Annotated in this window: 17 protein-coding genes; 12 read left to right on the top strand and 5 right to left on the bottom strand. The window is 70.2% G+C overall.

Annotation, left to right across the window (positions count from 1 at the left end; genetic code table 11):
- Positions 1–67: 67 nt before the first annotated feature.
- Positions 68–985 carry an aldose 1-epimerase family protein gene (locus tag ACGG9C_RS07240; RefSeq protein ID WP_194383768.1) on the bottom strand — a complete coding sequence of 306 codons (918 nt, stop codon included), beginning with the start codon at positions 983–985 and terminating at the stop codon, positions 68–70.
- Between the two features lie 123 nt (positions 986–1,108).
- On the opposite strand from ACGG9C_RS07240, the gene ACGG9C_RS07235 reads away from it, so the two are divergent.
- The gene (locus ACGG9C_RS07235; RefSeq protein ID WP_176759454.1) at positions 1,109–1,264 is read left to right on the top strand and encodes a hypothetical protein; all 156 of its coding nucleotides are present in this window, start codon (positions 1,109–1,111) and stop codon (positions 1,262–1,264) included.
- An 83-nt stretch (positions 1,265–1,347) separates the two neighbouring features.
- On the opposite strand, the gene ACGG9C_RS07230 is transcribed toward ACGG9C_RS07235, so the two are convergent.
- Entirely contained in the window at positions 1,348–1,797 is a 450-nt protein-coding gene (locus ACGG9C_RS07230; protein ID WP_194383769.1) for a DUF805 domain-containing protein, read from the bottom strand.
- A 107-nt stretch (positions 1,798–1,904) separates the two neighbouring features.
- Positions 1,905–2,459, bottom strand: coding sequence for an XRE family transcriptional regulator (locus ACGG9C_RS07225; protein WP_390178466.1), 555 nt, complete (start codon positions 2,457–2,459; stop codon positions 1,905–1,907).
- Between the two features lie 76 nt (positions 2,460–2,535).
- On the opposite strand from ACGG9C_RS07225, the gene ACGG9C_RS07220 reads away from it, so the two are divergent.
- Both ACGG9C_RS07220 and ACGG9C_RS07215 read left to right on the top strand, forming a co-directional pair.
- Positions 2,536–4,137: an FAD-dependent oxidoreductase gene (locus ACGG9C_RS07220; RefSeq protein ID WP_390178465.1), complete on the top strand. Its 1,602-nt coding sequence runs from the start codon at positions 2,536–2,538 to the stop codon at positions 4,135–4,137.
- A 58-nt stretch (positions 4,138–4,195) separates the two neighbouring features.
- A complete protein-coding gene (locus tag ACGG9C_RS07215) occupies positions 4,196–5,521 on the top strand; it encodes a UDP-glucose/GDP-mannose dehydrogenase family protein (RefSeq protein WP_071045608.1) in 1,326 nt (441 codons plus the stop codon).
- Positions 5,522–5,881: 360 nt separating this feature from the next.
- Here ACGG9C_RS07215 and ACGG9C_RS07210 read toward each other — a convergent pair whose 3' ends face one another.
- Positions 5,882–7,318: a cell division initiation protein gene (locus ACGG9C_RS07210; RefSeq protein ID WP_390178464.1), complete on the bottom strand. Its 1,437-nt coding sequence runs from the start codon at positions 7,316–7,318 to the stop codon at positions 5,882–5,884.
- A 150-nt stretch (positions 7,319–7,468) separates the two neighbouring features.
- Between ACGG9C_RS07210 and ACGG9C_RS07205 the strand changes: the two genes are divergently transcribed.
- The 6 genes from ACGG9C_RS07205 (at position 7,469) to ACGG9C_RS07180 (ending at position 14,283) form a co-directional block, all read left to right on the top strand.
- On the top strand, positions 7,469–7,828 hold the full coding sequence (locus ACGG9C_RS07205) for a hypothetical protein (protein WP_390178463.1): 360 nt from the start codon (positions 7,469–7,471) through the stop codon (positions 7,826–7,828).
- Positions 7,829–8,065: 237 nt separating this feature from the next.
- A complete protein-coding gene (locus ACGG9C_RS07200; RefSeq protein ID WP_390178462.1) occupies positions 8,066–9,331 on the top strand; it encodes an extracellular solute-binding protein in 1,266 nt (421 codons plus the stop codon).
- An 8-nt stretch (positions 9,332–9,339) separates the two neighbouring features.
- Complete coding sequence (locus ACGG9C_RS07195) at positions 9,340–10,296, top strand: carbohydrate ABC transporter permease (protein ID WP_071045604.1); 957 nt, start codon at positions 9,340–9,342, stop codon at positions 10,294–10,296.
- A gap of 4 nt (positions 10,297–10,300) precedes the next feature.
- A complete protein-coding gene (locus ACGG9C_RS07190; protein ID WP_194383773.1) occupies positions 10,301–11,197 on the top strand; it encodes a carbohydrate ABC transporter permease in 897 nt (298 codons plus the stop codon).
- A gap of 61 nt (positions 11,198–11,258) precedes the next feature.
- Positions 11,259–13,145: a glycoside hydrolase family 3 protein gene (locus ACGG9C_RS07185; RefSeq protein ID WP_390178461.1), complete on the top strand. Its 1,887-nt coding sequence runs from the start codon at positions 11,259–11,261 to the stop codon at positions 13,143–13,145.
- A 25-nt stretch (positions 13,146–13,170) separates the two neighbouring features.
- On the top strand, positions 13,171–14,283 hold the full coding sequence (locus tag ACGG9C_RS07180; protein ID WP_390178460.1) for a LacI family DNA-binding transcriptional regulator: 1,113 nt from the start codon (positions 13,171–13,173) through the stop codon (positions 14,281–14,283).
- 272 nt (positions 14,284–14,555) lie between these two features.
- Here the strand turns inward: ACGG9C_RS07180 and ACGG9C_RS07175 are convergent, their stop codons facing one another.
- Complete coding sequence (locus ACGG9C_RS07175) at positions 14,556–15,317, bottom strand: SDR family oxidoreductase (RefSeq protein WP_194383776.1); 762 nt, start codon at positions 15,315–15,317, stop codon at positions 14,556–14,558.
- A 100-nt stretch (positions 15,318–15,417) separates the two neighbouring features.
- On the opposite strand from ACGG9C_RS07175, the gene ACGG9C_RS07170 reads away from it, so the two are divergent.
- The 3 genes from ACGG9C_RS07170 to ACGG9C_RS07160 all read left to right on the top strand — a co-directional run bounded on the left by ACGG9C_RS07170 (position 15,418) and on the right by ACGG9C_RS07160 (position 19,368).
- Positions 15,418–16,260 carry a helix-turn-helix transcriptional regulator gene (locus ACGG9C_RS07170; RefSeq protein WP_390178459.1) on the top strand — a complete coding sequence of 281 codons (843 nt, stop codon included), beginning with the start codon at positions 15,418–15,420 and terminating at the stop codon, positions 16,258–16,260.
- A 171-nt stretch (positions 16,261–16,431) separates the two neighbouring features.
- The gene (gene pgi, locus ACGG9C_RS07165) at positions 16,432–18,111 is read left to right on the top strand and encodes a glucose-6-phosphate isomerase (RefSeq protein ID WP_390178458.1); all 1,680 of its coding nucleotides are present in this window, start codon (positions 16,432–16,434) and stop codon (positions 18,109–18,111) included.
- A gap of 558 nt (positions 18,112–18,669) precedes the next feature.
- Positions 18,670–19,368: an RraA family protein gene (locus tag ACGG9C_RS07160; RefSeq protein ID WP_390178457.1), complete on the top strand. Its 699-nt coding sequence runs from the start codon at positions 18,670–18,672 to the stop codon at positions 19,366–19,368.
- Positions 19,369–19,389 lie beyond the last annotated feature (21 nt).

The following is a 19,389-nucleotide window of genomic DNA, read 5'->3' as shown; positions in this document are numbered from 1 at the left end:
CTTCGCTCGCTCAACGACCGGTGGGCGCGGGTGCTCAACGGCCGGGAGAGGCGGCGGGCGGGGCGGGTCAGGCGGGGAGGTGGCGGGCGCCCCAGGTGAGTTCGCGAGTCTCGCCGGGGGCGAGCCAGATCAGATCGATGCCGGAGTTCAGGGCATTCGGCGGCGCGGACATCGGCTCGAGCGCCACCGCGCGACCGACACCGTCGGCGCCGGGGAAATCGGCGGGCGTGAACACCTGCAACCACCCGAACTCCGGATCGGCCCACACCTCCGTCGCCGCACCGTCCGGCGCTTCCAGCCGCGCGATCGTCCCCCGGGTGTCGCGATTCGCGAGTCGCCCGTAGGCGACGTTCAGATCGGCACCGTGGAGCGAACGCCCACCGCGCAGATCGAATTCGCCCGCGGTCACATCCCGCTCCGCGACCGGATTGAGGCGCTCGTCGAGCTCGAGACGAACACCGGCGTCGACCCGCAGCGTCAGCTCATCCGTCGACACCTCGCCGACGCGGAAGTAGGGATGCGCGCCGACGGCCCACGGGGCCGGCGCATCCGCGTGATTGCGCACGCCGTGCGTCACGGCCACACCGTCGCCGTCCAGCGCGTATGTCACCCACGACTCGAGCAGCAACGGCCAGCCGTGCTGCGGATGGATCATCGCGGCGAGCGTGAGCGACCGATCCGTGCGCTCACGCAGCGTGTAGGCCGTGTTGCGCAGCAGACCGTGGATGGCACCGCCGCGCGCGACATCCGTCACGTCGAGCTGCTGCGTCGCGCCGTTCAGCTGCCAGCGCGCATCCGCAACGCGATTCGGCCACGGCGACAGCACGATGCCACACCCCTTCGGCGGCAGTCCGCTCGGGTCGACGGTCTCGGTGATCCGGATGCCGCGCACCCGCACCTCCCGCAGCACGGCGGCGAGCGCACTCACCTCGACGCGCACCGCGCCGTCGTCGAGCACGAACTGTTCTCCCAGGATGTCGGTCACGGCGCCCAGCCTAGGGCTCGCGCCGGCCGAACGACCCACCACGTCTCCCCGACATCCGCAACCCCCTGCACGCTCGGCCGCGCAGCCTCTTGAGTAGACGAGGACGAAAGGGGAACAGTCACGATGACGACAGAAGAATCGACGAACCGCCACGACGACAGCGCCGCGCCCGGTCCGAACGAGGGCACCCGCGGCGCCGGCTCGGAGTCGCCGGAAGAGGGCGAAGCCGCGATGGATGCCGCCGAAGAGGCCACGGTCGACGACCGCGGCGAGGACTGACCGCACCCGGGTGCCCGCTGCAGAACGCAATGCGGGCCCGCCACCCACCGGGGTGACGGGCCCGCATTGCGGCTGGGCGAGGATCAGGCGTCGAAGCGCGCTCCGGCCGGGTCGCTGTCGAGCACGAACAGCACCAGCAGGATGATGCCGCCGACGACCGGAATGAACCCGAGGAACCAGAACAGGCCCGAACGATTCGTGTCGTGCAGACGGCGCCACGAGAGCGCCAGGGTCGGCACGATGATCGCGAGCCACCAGATGACCAGCAGTGCGATCCCCACACCGAACAGCGGGCCGGGCGCCGACGCACCGGTGGCCGAGTCGATGCTCGCCCCGGCGAAGCCGCCGATCGCGGTGATGATGTAGAGCACCGTCACGATGATGATGTTCGCGAGGTACCACCACCAGAACTCGCTGCGGCTCGCGCGGCCGCTGAAGGTCGCGTACTTCTTCCAGAAGCGGGTGAAGGCCTGCCCGAACGACGCACCGTAGAGCGGCTGCGACAGCGACGGCGAGGCGGGAACGTTGGTCACGGATATCCCCCAAGAGATCGGATGCGGATCCGCCCAATCGGGCGGCATCCCTACTGTGCCCGAACCGCGGGCCGCCGTGCGGGATTGTGACGCGGCCCGACACGAATTCAGCGGTGCAGGTGCGCGCGCTGACCCTCGCGGTCGAACACCATGACGAGCTCGGCGGGCGCGTCGATCGCGGTCATCGCGTGAGGCGTCATCGTCGAGAACTCCGCCGCCTCCCCCGCACCGACCTCGATCCGCCGCTCGCCCAGCTGCAGCAGCACGCGACCTTCGAGCACGAGGAACCAGTCGCATCCCGGATGCACGCGGGGTGCGGGCAGCGCGGCTTCGGGTTCCAGCCGCATCTTCATCGCCAGGGTGCGCCCGTCGACGCGGTTCAGCGCCCACGTGGTGCGATTGCCCGCACGATGCTGGGTGGGACGGATGACGACGTCGTCATCGTCGTCGGCGTGGAAGAGGGCATCCAGGCTCACCTGCAGCGCGCCGGCGAGCGGCACCAGCACGTCCAGGCTCAGCGCGCGCTTGCCGGTCTCGATGCGACTGATCGTCGACGCGCTGAGATTGCTCCGCGCGGCGATCTCATCGAGCGAATAGCCGAGGGTGGTGCGGATGCTGCGCAGGCGGGCGCGGGCGAGCTTCTCGACGTCTGCGGTCACCATGGAATGAGCATGCACCGGCCTTGCGAATTGTGCAAGCCGACATCCTGAATACGCCAGACGAGCTTACGCTGTCGACATGGGCCACCACCACGATCAGCACAACGCCGCCGCACACACCCCGCCCGCGATGACGCGTCGCTGCGACGTCGCCGTGATCGGCGGGTCCGCCGCCGGCCTCGCCGGCGCGCTGCAGCTCGCCCGCCAGCGCCGGTCGGTCATCGTCGTCGACGACGACACGGCACGCAACGCCCCCGCCGCGCACATGCACAGCTACCTCGGGCGCGAGGGCGCACCGCCGGCCGAGCTGCGCGCGATCGGCCGCGAGGAAGTCCGCTCGTACGGCGGCGAAGTTCTGTCCGGGCGCGTGCTCGATGTGCGGCGCGACGGCGACCTCTTCCGCCTCGAGCTCTCCGGCGGCAGCGCGCTGCTGGCGCGACGGGTGCTCGTCGCATCCGGCCTGACCGACGAGCTGCCCGAGATCGACGGGCTGCGAGAGCGGTGGGGCCGCGAGGTCATCCACTGCCCCTTCTGCCACGGCTGGGAGGTGCGCGACCGCCGGGTGGTGCAGATCGTGACGACACCGCTGGGGCTGCATCCGACTCCGCTCATGCGGCACCTCACCGACCGGCTCACGGTCGTCGTGCACGACGGCACCGGCATCGATCGCGACGCCCTGCAGACCCTCGCCGCCTCGGGCGTGCCCGTCGTCGAGACCGCGGTGTCGCGCGTCGCCGAGGCCGACGGCGCCCTCGGGATAGAGCTCGTCGACGGCCGGATGCTCGCCGCCGACGCCGTGCTCGTGGGATCGCGCTTTCATGCACGGACCGGCATGCTCACCGGCCTCGGTCTGCAGGCGACACCCCACCCCAGCGGTCTCGGCGAGACGCTCGCGGTGGATGTCACCGGCCGCACCGCCGTCGACGGCGTCTTCGCCGCGGGCAACGTCGCCGACCCGAGCCTGCAGGTGCTGCCCGCCGCGGCGAACGGCAGCCTCGTCGGCGCGCAGATCGCCTTCAGCCTCGCCGGCGACGATCTGGCCTCGGGCGCCCGCCCCTCCGGCGTGGAGGTCGAATGGGACGATCGCTACGGCGGCGAGCGCGTCTGGAGCGGCAACCCCAACGGCACGCTGGTCGCCGACGCATCCGACCTCGTCCCCGGTCGAGCGCTCGACGTCGGCACCGGCGAAGGAGCGGATGCGCTGTGGCTCGCCGAGCGGGGATGGCACGTGACCGCATCCGACGTCTCCTCCCGCGCCCTCGGGCGGGTCGAGGAGGAAGCCGCGCGCCGCGGGCTCGACGTGCGCACCGTGCACGCGGATGCGAACAGCATCCACCCCTACGGCGCGGAGGAGTACGACCTCGTCTCGCTGCAGTACGGATCCTTCGCCCGCACACCCGAGGGCCGCGGCCTGCAGGCGCTGCTCGGTGCCGTCGCACCGGGAGGAACGCTGCTGGTCGTCGCGCACGAGCCGTCGTGGGCGCTCGAGCAGAGCGATCCGGCGGCGCACACGCGCATCTTCGATCCGGCGGCGTACGTCGGCGTCGACGAGATCGCCGCTGCACTCGCGGCCGACGGCGGCTGGCGCATCGAGGTGCGCGAGACGCGGCCGCGACCGGCCGGAGCCGCCAGCGGCCACCACGTGGAGGATGTGGTGCTCCGCGCCGTGCGAGCGCCGTGACAGAGTGGAAACGTCTGTCTGGTAAGACAGAGTGTCTGTCTTCTCTCATGGGGGTTTCATGCGTCTTTCGGTGATCGGGTGCGGGTACTTGGGTGCGGTGCACGCGGCGGCGATGGCCTCGATCGGTCACGAGGTGGTCGGGATCGATGTCGATGAGCGGAAGATCGCGTCGCTGTCGAAGGGTGACGCGCCGTTCTTCGAGCCGGGCCTGCAGGAGATCCTCACCGAGGGCATCTCGTCCGGACGCCTGTCGTTCACGACCGACATGGCCGCCGCGCAGGGCGCGAAGGTGCACTTCATCGGTGTCGGCACGCCGCAGCAGGCCGGCGGATACGCCGCCGACCTCACCTACGTCAACGCGGCCGTCGACGGCCTGCTCCCCTACCTGTCCGAGGGCGACCTCGTCGCGGGGAAGTCGACCGTGCCGGTCGGCACCGCCGCGAACCTCGCCGGCCGTGTCGCCGAGACCGGTGCGACGCTGGTGTGGAATCCCGAGTTCCTCCGCGAAGGCTGGGCCGTGCAGGACACCGTCGACCCCGACCGGCTCGTCGCCGGCGTTCCGTCCGAGAACGGTCATCCCACCCCCGAGGGAGAACGCTGCGCCGATGTGCTCCGCGAGGTGTACCACACCGCCATCGCCAAGAACACGCCGTTCATCGTCACCGACTACGCCACCGCGGAGCTCGTGAAGGTCTCCGCCAACGCGTTCCTGGCCACGAAGATCAGCTTCATCAACGCGATGGCCGAGATCGCCGAAGTCACCGGCGCCGACGTCACCACCCTCGCCGACGCGATCGGCCACGACGCCCGCATCGGCCGCAAGTTCCTCGGCGCCGGCATCGGCTTCGGCGGCGGCTGCCTCCCGAAGGACATCCGTGCATTCAGCGCCCGCGCCGAAGAACTCGGCAAGGGCGAATCGGTCGCGTTCCTCCGCGAGGTCGACGCGATCAACCTCCGCCGCCGCGACCGCGCCGTCGACCTCACCGTCACCGCCCTCGGCGGCACCGTCTACAACAAGAACGTCACCGTCCTCGGCGCCGCGTTCAAACCCCACTCCGACGACATCCGCGACTCCCCCGCCCTCGACGTCGCCGTGCGCCTGCACGGCCTCGGCGCGAAGGTCACCGTCACCGACCCCGCCGCGATCGAGAACGCCCGCCGCATCCACCCCCAACTCGACTACGTCGAAGACCGCGACCAGGCCCTCACCGGCGCCGACGCCGTCATCGTCGTCACCGAATGGGACGAATGGCGCCGCGACCTCGACCCCGCCCACGCCGCCACCCTCGTCACCGGCAAGGTCGTCATCGACGGCCGCAACTGCCTCGACGCCACCGCCTGGCGAGGGGCCGGCTTCGAATACCACGGCATGGGCCGCCCCTGACGCGACGCCCGCGGACGACGGCCTTCGCCGCCGGCGCCCGCCGCCGACCCCCGGGCGGACGGAGCCGTTTCCCCTGTCCATGTGCCCCAACTCAGGCTCCGACGACGTAAAGCGCCATCTGGGAAACCTCAGGCACTCGCTGAGCCTGAGTTAGGGCCGGATCCGCGGGTGAGCCGGCACCCGACCCAAAGCACCGGCGGCATCGACATTGCCACCGGCACGACGCCCAGGTTGGGCGTGGGCAACCACCACCCGCGTGCCCTTACTCAGGGTGCGACGGCCTGCCGGGGCCGAATGCGAGCCGGTAAGACCTTCTCAGCCTGAGTTGGGGCACGTCAGCCGCGCGACTCCGCCCTCACGTCACCTCGACGCGCCGGAAGCAGCGCCCTTCGTCTTCGACTCGCCGGAACCGGGCCCCTCGTCGCCGGCGGCGGGATCGTCATCCGCGGGCTCGTCAGACGCCTCCGATGCCTCGACGGTGCCCGACCGCTCGACGCTCCGCGACGCCTCGGCGTCTCCCGAATCCCCGGACGGGGCCGGATCCGCGACCTTGAGGCCGTCGGGGCGGATGAGCTCGCGCACCTCGGCCATGAAGCTCGTCATCTGCTGCTGCTGCCAGCGCAGCTGCCGGGCACGGTCTTCGGCGTCGCGCAATACGTCGTTGCTGTGTCCGGTGACGGTGTCGACGATCTTCTGCGCCTTCTCGCGCGCCCGGTCGATGGTCTGCTGCGCCTTCACCCGCGCGTCGGCGTCGATCTGCTGCGCCTGCGCGCGCATGAGGCGCTCGTAGTCCTCGGCCTTGTTCGAGATGCGCTGCGCGTGCTCGAGGGATGCCGCCACCTGCGCGTTCGCATCGGACGTGATCCGCTCGGCGTGGGAGACCGCTTGGTTGTGCAGCACGAGGAACTCCTGCTGGGCATCGTCCTGCCGCCGCGTGAGAGTCTCCTCGAACTCCAGCACCCGCGCGTTCATCTCCCGCACGGCCGCCTCGGCCTCGGTGCGCATGTCGGTCGTCTCGCGGGTCACCATCGCCCGCAGCGCCGCCGCACCCTTCTCAGCCTCGGACCGGATCGCCTCCGCCTCGCGCTCCGCCTGCTGCACCTTCTCGGTCGCGTGCGCGGCCTCGCGCTCGAGACGCGCCTCGTGCGCCGTGTACTCCGTGTCGATGCGCAGCCGGTTCTGGTCGGAGTCGTGCTGCGCCTTCTCGACGATCGTCGCCGCGTCGGTCTTCGCCTCGGATCGCACACCCTCAGCCTGCTCGCGTGCGGCTTCGAGCAGGCGCTCGGCCTGCGACGCGGCGTTGCGGATCAGCAGGCTCGCCTGCTCCTCTGCCACCCGCAGCACGGCCTCGAACTGCTCGCGGTCGTTGGCAACACCCTCTTCGACGGGGGTGCCCGCAAGCTCCGCGGTGAGCGCCGTCACCTTCGTCTCGGCCTCGCCCAGCTGGGCGGTCGCCGCGGCGAGGTCGGCTTCGAGCTGAGCGTGCGCCTCCTGCTGCTCCGAACGCAGCTTGTCGAGGGCCCCGGCGTTGTCCGAGACGAGCTTCTCGATCTCGGCCTGCTGCTCCGCACGCATCTCGTCGAGCGAGTCGCGACGCGACTGCTCGGTGGCGGCGAGCTCGTTCTGATAGCGCTGCACGCGCGCCGTCAACTCCCCGATGGCGTCGTCGACCTCGCGGCGTTCGTACCCGCGGAAGGCGACGGTGAACGCGTTGCCGCCCTCACCCGAGCCGCCGCCCTGCTCGTTCTGCGAAGACAGAAGCTCGTCGAATGCATCGTGTCGGACGTCGTCGGACATGCGGAACCTTCCAGCGAGGGGGGGATGCCGGCCGGCGAGCCGACCCCTCCACCCTGCCTCATCGACCCGTGATTCACCCGGGGAGATTCCTATGAGATGCCGCAGAGCCCGCACGTGCGAACCCGACACGGCCCCGCTAGCGTGTGAGGCATGAACCGTCCTCTCGGAGTCACCCTCGTCGCGATCGTCGCCTGGCTCGTCGGGTTCTTCCAGATCATCGGGGCGATCTTCGGCATCCTCGGCGGACTGCTCATCACCCCCTCGGCGCTGCTCGCCTGGATCAGCCTCGTCGTCGGCGTCGTCACCCTCGCCGTCGGTGTCGGCCTGTGGCGCGGCAACAACACGGCCCGCATCATCGCCACCGTCGTCTTCGTCATCAACATCGCCCTCGAGATCATCGGCATCTTCACCGGCGAGGGGCTGTTCGCGGGAATCTTCGGATCGGTGCTTCCGCTGATCGGACTGCTGCTGCTCTACACCAGCTCCGCCAGCCGCTACTTCCGCTCTTAGGCGGGCACCCAACGCGTCGCACCCACACCGCGCGCGTTCATAACCTCCTCTCCGGACCGGGTATCGACCTGAGGGCGCCCAAAACGCGCATTCACGTCGGTTGTTGAGGAGTTATAAACCTCGCCCTATTCGCATGAGGGTTGTAGATCGCAATCTATGCGCTTAGACTCCTGGGAGCCATCGCAATCTATGCGCATAGATCCACAGCCGGATCAGCCGCGATTCAAGGAGGAACACGTGAAGCTCAAGACCGCTCTCGGGGGTGTCGCGGTGCTCACCGCCGCATCCCTCACCCTCACCGCGTGCGGACGCGCGGACGAGGGCGCCTCCGGCCCGTCCGAGGCCGTCACCCTCGACGACAGCCCCGCCGAAGGCACCATCACCGTATGGGCGATGGGCGCCGAGGGCGAGGCGCTTCCCGACTTCGTCGCGGCGTTCGAAGAGGCGAACCCCGACGCGACGGTCGAGGTCACCGCGATTCCCTGGGATGCCGCCCACAACAAGTTCCAGACCGCCATCGCGGGCGGCACGACACCGGATGTCGCCATGATGGGCTCGACGTGGATGGCCGACTTCGGCGACGCGTTCGCCACCGTCCCCGACGCGATCGACACCGCCGACTTCTTCCCCGGCGCCGTCAGCACCACCGAGTTCGACGAGCGCGCCGCCGGCGTGCCGTGGTACGTCGACACGCGTGTGCTCTACTACCGCACCGACCTCGCCGCCGAGGCCGGATGGGACGAAGCTCCGACCACGTGGGACGAGCTGAAGCAGATGGCCACCGACCTGCAGACCGAGGCCGGCAGCGAGTGGGGCATCCGCCTGCCCGCTGGCGCGGACTCGTTCCAGGGGTCGATGTGGATGCCGTGGTCGGCCGGCGCGGAGCTCACCGACGGAGAGTCGTGGACCCTCGACACCCCCGAGATGGCGGAGGGGCTGGAGTACTACCAGAGCTTCTTCGACGAGGGACTCGCCGACCCGAACGCCGACTTCTCCTCGGGCGCGACGGAGTCGGAGTTCGTCTCCGGCGTCTCCCCGATGGTCGTGGAGGGTCCCTTCCTGCGCGGCTCGCTGGAGCTGGCCGCCGGTGAGGAGTTCGCCGACCAGTACGCCACCGCGGTGCTGCCGGCCGACGAGGAGTCGGTGTCGTTCAGTGGCGGCGCGAACCTCGTCGTCTTCGACGGCAGCGACAACGCCGAGTCGGCATGGAAGCTCGTCGACTGGCTGAGCCAGCCCGAGACGCAGGTCGCGTTCTACGAGGCCACCGGTGACCTCCCCGCCGCGCAGTCGGCCTGGGACGACCCGGCGCTCGCCGACGACGCCAGCCTCGAGACCTTCGGCACGCAGCTCGAGACCGCCAAGGCCCCGCCGGTGACCACCAGCTGGGTGCAGGTGGCCGCGAAGGGCGACCAGGCCCTCGAACAGCTCCGCCGCGGCGACGGCGACATCGCCGGCGTGCTCGCCACCCTTCAGGCAGACGCCGACGCCATCGGCCTGGAGTGACCTGACCCATGTCGACCTCGACACTCGTCGCTCCCGGGGCCCGCACGGGCTCCGGGAGCCCGGGAACCCGCAAGGGCGGGCTGCACGATCGGCAGCGCAAGCGTCAGGCCCTCATCGCATGGGGCTTCGCACTCCCCTTCGTCGCCGTCTTCGCGGTGTTCATGCTCTTCCCGATCATCGGGTCGTTCGCGATGTCGTTCACCGACTTCACCTCACGCGACATCCAGAGCCCGTTCGCGGTGAACGTCGTGTGGTTCGAGCAGTACCTCACCCTCTTCCAGGATCCGCGGTTCCTCACCTCGATGCGGGTGACGGCGGTGTTCGTGCTCGTCGGCATCCCGCTGACGATGGTCGTCGCCCTCGCCCTGGCGCTCGCGCTCAACAGCGGTCGCGGCAAGATCGTGTCGTTCTTCCGCGTCGGCTACTACGCCCCGGTCGTCACGAGCATCGTCGCCGTCGCCGTGGTCTGGCGCTACATCCTGCTGCCCGACGGACTGCTCAACTCCGCCCTCGCACTCGTGGGCATCGAGGGCCCCAACTGGCTGAACGACACCACGTGGGCCCTGCCCTCGCTCATCGTCATGGCGGTGTGGCGCAACGTCGGCACCCTCATGATCATCTTCCTCGCGGGCCTGCAGGCCGTGCCCGAAGACGTCAACGAGGCGGCGACGATGGACGGCGCATCCGCGTGGCGACGCCTCGTGTCGGTGACCCTGCCGCTGCTGCGCCCCACCCTGCTGCTGGGTGCCGTGCTCATCTCGGTCGGCTACCTGCAGTTCTTCGAGGAGGCGTTCGTGATGACCCGCGGCGGCCCCCTCGACTCGACCCTCTCGGTCGCCTACTACACCTACCAGCAGTTCGGATTCGGCGAGTACGGCCTCGCCTCGGCGGCCAGCTACGTGCTCTTCCTCGCGATCGCCCTGCTGAGCCTGCTGCAGTTCCGCCTGCTCCGATCGAAGGACTGAACCGATGACGACGACCGTCCTCGACCGTCCCGTGGATGCCGCCGCGGCCGCATCCCCCACCCCGCCCCGCCGGCGCAGGCGCCGCGGCTTCGGACCCCGCGCCCTCACCTACACGGTGCTCACCGTGGGGCTGGTGCTGTGGCTCATCCCGTTCGTGTGGATGCTGCTCGGGTCCCTCAAGACACAGGGCGAGATCCTGCAGCGGCCGCCGACATGGCTGCCGCAGAACCCGACGCTGGAGAACTTCGCGGCCTGGTTCGGGCCGCTGGATTTCTGGCAGTTCTTCGCCAACAGCGCGATCGTGGCGGTGTTCACCGTGCTCGGCAACCTCGTGTTCTGCTCGATGGTCGGATACGCGCTCGCGAAGATGGAGTTCCCCGGCAAGCGGCTGCTGTTCCTGCTGGTGATGGTGACCCTCATGGTGCCGGGCGTGGTGACCTTCGTGCCGCTGTTCGTGATGGTCTCCTCTCTCGGACTCGTGAACACCTACCCGGCGCTGATCCTCCCGTTCGTCACCGCCCCGGTGGGCGTGTTCCTCATGCGCCAGTTCATGCTCGGCATCCCCGAGCCGCTGCTGGAGGCGGCACGCCTGGACGGGGCCGGCGAGTGGCGCATCTTCACGCGGATCGTCATGCCGCTGTGCGGTCCGCCGCTGGCGACCCTCGGCATCCTCACGTTCCTGTCGTCGTGGAACAACTTCCTGTGGCCGCTCGTGGCCGCCCAGACCGAGGAGATGTACACCCTCCCGGTGGCCCTGTCGCTGTACTCGACCGGGCAGAACGCCACGAACTACGGGCTGCTGCTGGCAGGGTCCGTGCTGGTGATCACCCCGATCATCGTGCTGTTCGTGTTCCTGCAGCGCTGGTTCATCCGCGGCGTCGCGACCACGGGCCTGAAGTGACCGGCCCGGCCGCGCCGCGCATCCCTGTTTCCGACCCGAGACCCCCTCTGGAGCCCTTCCGATGCAGCCCACCCTCTCGACCGCACCCGATGGCACACCCTTCCGCGACCTCAACGGCAACGGCGTGATGGATCCCTACGAGGACCCTCGCCTCACGCCGGAAGAACGCACCGCCGACCTCCTCGCGCGCCTGTCGCTCGAGGAGAAGGCGGGCCTGATGTTCCAGACGGTCATCGAGCTCGGCGACGACGGCGATCTGCTCGAGACCCCCGGAGCGATCTCGAAGTCGCCGACCTCGACGGTGATCCTCGGCAAGGGGATGAGCCACTTCAACGTGCACCACATCCCGACCGCACGGGCCGGCGCCCGCTGGAGCAACAACCTGCAGCGGCTGGCCGAGCAGACGCCGCACGGCATCCCCGTGACGATCAGCACCGACCCGCGCCACGCGTTCGTCGAGAACACCGGGGTCGCCTTCTCGGCCGGGCCCTTCTCGCAGTGGCCGGAGCCGATGGGCCTCGCTGCCCTCGACGACCTCGAGGTCATCCGCACCTTCGCCGACATCGCCCGGCGGGAGTACTGCGCCGTCGGCATCCGCGCGGCGCTGCACCCGCAGATCGACCTGCCGACCGAGCCCCGCTGGGGACGCCAGGCGCAGACGTTCGGCTACGACGCCGAGCGCGTGTCGCAGATCACGGCCGCGTATCTCGAGGGCTTCCAGGGCGACGCGCTCGGGCCGGAGTCGGTCGCGTGCACGACGAAGCACTTCCCCGGCGGCGGACCCCAGCGCGACGGCGAGGACGCGCACTTCCCGTACGGCCGCGAGCAGGACTACCCGGGCGGGATGTTCGAGTACCACCTCGCGCCGTTCCGCGAGGCGATCCGCCGCGGCACGGCCGGCATGATGCCGTACTACGGCATGCCGGTCGGCCTCGAGCGCGACGGGCGGGCGATCGACGAGGTCGGGTTCGCCTACAACCGGCAGATCGTCACCGACCTGCTGCGCGAGGAGCTCGGCTACGACGGCGTCGTGGTCACCGACTGGGAGCTCGTCAACGACAACCACGTCGGCGACCAGGTGCTCCCCGCCCGCGCATGGGGTGTGGAGCACCTCGACGCGACGGGGCGCATGCGCATGCTGCTCGAAGCCGGCGTCGACCAGTTCGGCGGCGAGGAGTGCGTGGACCTGCTGCTGGACCTCGTGCGCTCGGGAGCCGTCGCCGAGGAGCGCCTGGATGCGTCGGTGCGGCGCATCCTGCTGGTGAAGTTCCAGCTCGGCCTGTTCGACGACCCCTACGTCGACGAAGACGCCGCGGAGCGCATCGTCGGAAACGCCGCCTTCCGCGAAGCCGGCACACGGGCTCAGGCGGAGTCGGTCACGGTGCTCGTCGACCGGGAGGAGACGCTGCCGCTGTTCGCCGCACCCGGCGCGCGGATCTACGCCGAGGGCCTCGCCGATCATGCCCTCGCCGCGTACGGCGAGCGCGCCGCGCGGCCCGAGGAGGCGGATGTCGCGATCGTGCGGATCGGGGCGCCCTTCGACCCGCGCGACGACCTTTTCCTGGAGAAGTGGTTCCACCAGGGGTCGCTGGAGTTCCCGCCCGGACTCGCCGTGCGTCTCGCGCGCATCGCCGATCAGGTGCCGCTCGTGATCGTCGTGAACCTCGATCGCCCGGCCGTGCTCACCCCGCTGCTGCCGGTCGCATCCGCCCTCGTCGCCGACTACGGCAGCTCGGACGAGGCCGTCCTCGCGGCCCTGTCGGGCCGCATCCCGCCGCGCGGCGTGCTGCCGGTGGAGATTCCCCGGTCGATGGATGCGGTGCGCGCGTCGGCGACGGATGTTCCCGACGGCACCGCCGACCCCGTCTTCCCGCGCGGTTTCGGCCTGCGTCCGGTGGCGCCGGCCCCGGTGGCGGCGGCCTCGGAGCCGGTGGCGGCGCGTCAGTAGGATCTCCCAGGAGAGCGAGGAGCACATGCCCACGAGCCGACCGACCGTCTACGACGTCGCGGAGCGGGCCGGCGTGTCGATCGCGACCGTGTCGTTCGCGTTCCGCCGCCCCGACAAGGTGCGTGCTGAGACGCGCGAGGTCGTGCTGCAGGCGGCGCGCGAGATCGGGTACGTGCCGAGCGGCTCGGCGCGCAACCTCGCCCGGGGCCGCACCGGGGTGCTCGGGCTGCACCTGTTCGACCTGCTGCTCGACGTCGCACCCGGAACGCCGGCCGCCGACGAGGGTCTCGTCGATCTGTCGACGCTCGACCTCGGCGCACCCGTTCTGGAGTGGGATGCCGCCGAGGACGCGCGCGCCAGCGAGCCGAAGGTCTTCCCGCTCTACGTGGACGAGGTGCAGCGCGGGTTCGTGCTGGAATGCCGCCGCAACACCACCGGGGTGCTGCTGCGACGCGGCGGCACCGGGCCGAACGAGATCGCCGAGACCGCCGGTCAGGTCGACGGGCTCGCCATCCTCCCCGGCCACGTCGGCCTGGCTCCGACGGCCGCGCTGAGCTCCTCGGTGCCGGTGGTGATGGTCTCCAGTGACGGCGGGCCGGGGCACCACGTGCTCGCCGACAACGTCGGCGGCATCCGTTCGCTCGTCGACCACCTCGTCACCGTGCACGGCGCGCGCAGCCTCGGGTGGGTGGGCGCGGCCGACGGCTGGGATCCCCGCCAGCGCCGCGACGCCTTCGACGAAGCCGTGGTTTCTCACGCGGGGGCGACCGGCGAACTGGTCGACCCGGTGGACGTCGGCGTCGACCCCGTCTTCACCGCCCTGCTCGAGCGGGCCGATGCCGGGTCGCTTCCGGACGCGCTCGTCTGCGCGACCGACCAGACCGCGCTGGCGGTCATCGATGCGCTGCGCGAGCGGGGTGTCGAGGCGCCGCGCGACGTGCTGATCGCCGGGTTCGACGGCATCCAGGCCACGCGCACATCCACCCCCACGCTCACCACGGTGCGGCAGCCGATGGAGCTCATGGGCCGCCTCGCCGCCCATCTGCTGCTCACCGACCCGGGCGACGGCTCGATCGCGCCCCGCACGGTGACCGTCGCCGTCGCCCTCCAGCTCGGCGGCAGCTGCGGCTGCGGCTGAGCCCGCGCGTCGCGAGAGGGGTGGCCGGGAGCGGCTGCGGGTGCCGGGGGCGGAAGTCCGGGGCGGGTGGCCTGGTGCGGAAGTCCGGGGCGGGTGGCCCGGTGCGCGCGGCGCGCGCCGGCGCGGGTGCCGCGCGGGTTGCCCCGTGCGCGCGTTCGCAACTCCTCAACAGTGGGCAGCCGAACGGCCGCGCGGCGCGGCTGTGGCGCTTCCGGCCCGATTCTTGAGGAGTTGCGAACCGCGCGGAACAGCTGCGCAGCGGGCTGCGCGGGTCAGGCGTGCGGATCTGTGGCGTTCAGCGTCGCCACCACGTCGGCGTAGTCGCCGCGCTGCTCGCCGTATCGCAGGTGTTTCACGCGCTCGACCTGCACCTCGGTGACATCCGGCTCCGCCTCGAGGATCGACATGACCTCGTCGACGAACTCCGCCAGGGGCATCGCGATCGGGCTCTGCCGCTGACCGGGCATGAGGTCGGTGGCGACCGCCGGCGGTTCGAGCTCGACGATGCGCACCGATGTGCCCGCAAGCTGCAGGCGCAGCGACTCGCTCAGCATGTGGATGGCCGCCTTCGAGGCGTTGTAGCTCGGCGTCGCGCGCAGCGGCGCGAAGGCGAGGCCCGACGAGACGGTCATGATCGTCGCATCCGGCTGGGCACGCAGGTGCTCGATGAGGGCGCCGATCAGCCGGATGGGGCCGAGCACGTTCGTGGTGACGATCTGCTCGGCCGAGGAGACGAAGCCGTCTGGGTGGGTCCAGTCCTCGGCGCGCATGATGCCGGCCATCGCGATCACGACGTCGAGGTCGGGATGCCGCGCGATGACATCCGCGCACGCTGCCGCGATGGAGGCGGCGTCGGCCGTGTCGATTTCGACGGCGTCGATGCCGGGGTGGGCGGCGGCGATCTCGTCGAGCAGGTGCCGGCGGCGACCGCCGACGATCACGGTGTTGCCGGCCGCGTGGAATCGTTCGGCGAGGGCCAGCCCGATGCCGCTCGTCGCGCCGGGGATGAAGATGGTGTTTCCGCTCATTCGCATGGGACGAGTCTTCGCCGGCCGGTCGGGGCCGACCAGAGAGCGCTCATCGGGGGATCGACGATCCCTGGATGGAGCCGGTGGCGCGAGGAAGGATGGGGACATGGATCGGGATGCGCTCGCGGAGTTCCTGCGCCGGCACCGGGAGACGCTGCAGCCGGCCGATGTCGGGTTGGGTGCCGGCGCGCGGCGGCGCGCCCCGGGGCTGCGTCGCGAGGAGGTCGCGCAGCTGGCCACGATGTCGACCGATTACTACACGCGGCTCGAGCAGCGGCGCGGTCCGCAGCCGAGCACGCAGATGCTCGCCGCCCTCGCCCGCGCGCTGCGTCTGACCGCCGATGAGCGCGACTACCTGTTCCGCGTGGCCGGGCATGCCGCGCCCGACCGGCGCACCGCATCCGCCTATGTCTCCCCCGCGCTCCGGCGCGTGTTCGACCGACTCGAGGACACCCCGGCGCTCATCATCTCGACCCTCGGCGAGACGCTCGAGCAGAATGCGCTGGCTGTGGCGCTCTTCGGCGATCACGTGGCCGAGACCGGGTGGAACCGGTACGAGGCGTATCGGTGGTTCGCCGGACCCGGGGATGCTCGCGCGCACTACCCCGAGAGCTACCACCCGCAGCAGAGCCGCGCACTCGTGTCAGGCCTGCGTGCCGCCGTGGGCGAGATGGGCGTCCGCTCCCGAGCGGGGGAACTCGCGGCGGAGCTCACCTCGCGCAGCGCGGAGTTCCGCGACCTGTGGGAGCAGCAGGTGGTGGCGCGGCGCTTCGCCGATCACAAGACGGTGCTGCACCCGGAGGTCGGCGCCATCGAGGTCGACTGTCAGGTGCTGTTCACCGAGGACCGTTCGCAGGCCCTGCTGGTGCTCACCCCGGAACCCGGCGGCGACGACGGCGAGAAGATCCGCCTGCTCTCCGTCGTCGGCACGCAGTCCTTCGGCGCGTGACGCCGCGGAGGCGAGCGACGCCATGCCGGATGCGCGTGTTCGCAACTCCTCAAAGTGGGCAGCCGAAGCGCCGTGCGGCGCGGCTGTGGCGCTTCCCGCCCGATTCTCGAGGAGTTGCGAACCGGGGACGTTCGGCCGACCACGACCGAGCCGCCGCGCTACGGTAGGGGCGTGACTGCTCCCATCGATCCGACCGGCACCTCCGCGTGGGCTGAGCTCGACGCCCACCGCGCTTCGTTCGACCCCGATCTGCGCGGCTGGTTCGCCGCCGACGATGACCGTGTCGGAAAGCTCAGCTTCCCGCTCGCCGACCTGCACGTCGACCTGTCGAAGAACCTCGTCACCGACGAGATCCTCGCCTCGCTCGTGAAGCTCGCCGAACAGACCGGTGTCGCCGAGCGCTACGCCGCGATGCGCGCCGGCGAGCACATCAATACGACAGAGGATCGAGCGGTGCTGCACACCGCCCTCCGTCGCCCGGCCGACGCCGAGCCCGCGCTCGTCGTCGACGGACAGAACGTCGACGACGACGTGCAGGAGGTGCTCTCGCGCATGGCGGCCTTCGCCGACCGCGTACGCAGCGGGGAATGGAAGGGCGTGACCGGCAAGAAGGTCACCCATATCGTCAACATCGGCATCGGCGGCTCGGATCTCGGCCCGGTGATGATCTCGGCCGCGCTGGAGCCATATGCCGATGCCGGCATCCAGGCTCGGTTCGTGTCGAACATCGATCCGACCGACATGGCCCAGAAGACCAAGGGGCTCGACCCCGAGACGACCCTCTTCATCGTCGCCTCGAAGACCTTCACCACGCTCGAGACCCTCACCAACGCCCGGCTCGCGCGAGATTGGCTGTGGGCGGGGCTCGAGGCAGCCGGCGCCATCGACGGGTCGGATGCGGCGAAGACCGACGCAGTGGCCCACCACTTCGTCGCGGTCTCGACCGCCCTGCCCAAGGTCGCCGACTTCGGCATCGACACCGACAACGCCTTCGGGTTCTGGGACTGGGTCGGCGGCCGCTACTCGGTCGACTCGGCCATCGGCCTGTCGCTCATGATCGAGTTCGGCCCGGAGGTCTTCCGCGAGCTGCTCGCGGGCTTCCACGCCGTCGACGAGCACGTCGGCTCGACGCCCCTCGCCGAGAACGTGCCGGTGCTCATGGGGCTCCTGAACGTCTGGTACGTCAACTTCCTCGGCGCCCAGTCGCACGCCGTACTCCCCTATGCCCAGCAGCTCAGCCGCTTCGCCGCGTACCTGCAGCAGCTCACCATGGAATCCAACGGAAAGTCCGTGCGCTGGGACGGCACGCCCGTCACCACCGACACCGGCGAGGTGTTCTGGGGCGAACCGGGCACCAACGGACAGCACGCGTTCTACCAGCTCATCCACCAGGGCACCCGCCTCATCCCGGCTGACTTCATCGCCTTCGCGAACCCCGCATACCCGCTTCAGGACGACGGCCGCGACGTTCACGGACTGTTCCTGTCGAACTTCCTCGCGCAGACCAAGGCGCTCGCGTTCGGCAAGAACGCCGAGGAAGTCGAGGCCGAGGGCACGACGGGTGCGCTCGTGGCCGCCCGCACCTTCGCCGGCAACCGGCCGACCACGTCGATCTTCGCGCCGGCGCTCACCCCGCGCGTGCTCGGCGAGCTGGTCGCTCTGTACGAGCACATCACGTTCACGCAGGGCGTGATCTGGGGCATCAACTCCTTCGACCAGTGGGGGGTCGAGCTCGGCAAGCAGCTCGCGCTGCAGATCGCTCCGGCGATCGAGGGCGACGAGGACGCCATCGCCGCGCAGGATGCATCCACCCGCGCCCTGCTGGAGTACTACCGCACCCACCGCTCCTGAGGGTCTCGGCGCCTGCCGGGGTGGTCTCCGGCCGGAGCGCAGCTCGTGTTCCGAGAGGGCCCGCAGCGGCTTACTCTGCACTCCGGTCCCGCCTGCTCGCCAAAGCCCTCGTCGACCTGTCGCCGGAAATCATGAGGCGGGTGCTGCAGACCACTATCAACGCGCTGCTGTCCGCCGGGACGGACGACGTCGTGCGCCGGATGGACAAGCTGGTCAAGACTCTCGGGATCACCTCGACATCGCCAGACCGACATCTTCGCGCTCACCCGGATTCCCCCGAACGACCCTGGAAGCACGTCGGGTCAACGCTCCGAACGAGGGGCTGAACCGGGTCACATCCTATCGAATCCGCGCACTGACCGCCTACGCCCAATGTCCGGACGCGCGTTGCCAGCACCAGAAGTTCTCAGAATGGTTTGGATCAGATCGGAATTTACCCCGAAGCGAGGAGGCGATCCTGGCACAACCGCGAATTTCCCATTGACGAGACCAGCTCTCCCGCAGTATCGTCCGGTAAATCCGATCGGATCTAAATTCCAACGAAGAAGTGGGAGTGCGATGATGGATTACGGGGACATCGAGAAGCTGTATGCCGGGCTGCGGGTCTCGGACGTGCGCGACGGGATGGACTGGATCGGCCTGTTCAGCAAGGGCTCGGTCTCTCCGTCGATCCGCCCGCTCTTCGACGGTGCGCGCATCGCGGGCCCGGCCCTGACCGTGCGCCTCGTGGCGTCCCACGAGCAGGCGCCGCCCATGACCCCGGACGAGTACACCGACTGGGCGCACCAGTACTGGTACGGCTCGCGCCACATCTCGCCCTACAAGCAGGACATCTCCCGCGGTGACGTCGTCGTCATCGAGGCACCCGATCTGGGTGTGGGGCAGCTGGGGTCGAACAACACCATCGCGTACCTCACGTTCGGCGCGCAGGGCGTGGTCTCCAGCGGCGGCGTGCGCGACACCGACGAGTGCCGCCTGCAGAAGTTCCCCGTCTTCGCGCAGCACATCAGCCAGACCATGACGCAGGGCCGCATCGAGTACCTCGAGCACGGCGTCCCCGTGACGATCGGCGGACAGCGCGTGAACCCGGGCGACCTCGTGGTGGGCGACGGGGACGGCGTGATCATCGTCCCCGAGCAGCACCTCGAGGAGGTCGCGAAGTACGCCCGCCAGGAGGCCGACAACGACAAGCGCGGGCGGCGGAAGATGTACGAGCAGCTCGGCTGGGCTCTCGACGACACCGTGCAGATCGCCTGATCACACGCACGGCTGACCAGA

It is taken from the genome of Microbacterium sp. MTN4-26, assembly GCF_042846595.1.
Taxonomy (GTDB): Bacteria; Actinomycetota; Actinomycetes; order Actinomycetales; family Microbacteriaceae; genus Microbacterium; species Microbacterium luteum.
Note: the sequence above shows the minus strand (reverse complement) of the source record. Positions and strands in the feature narration are given on the sequence as shown.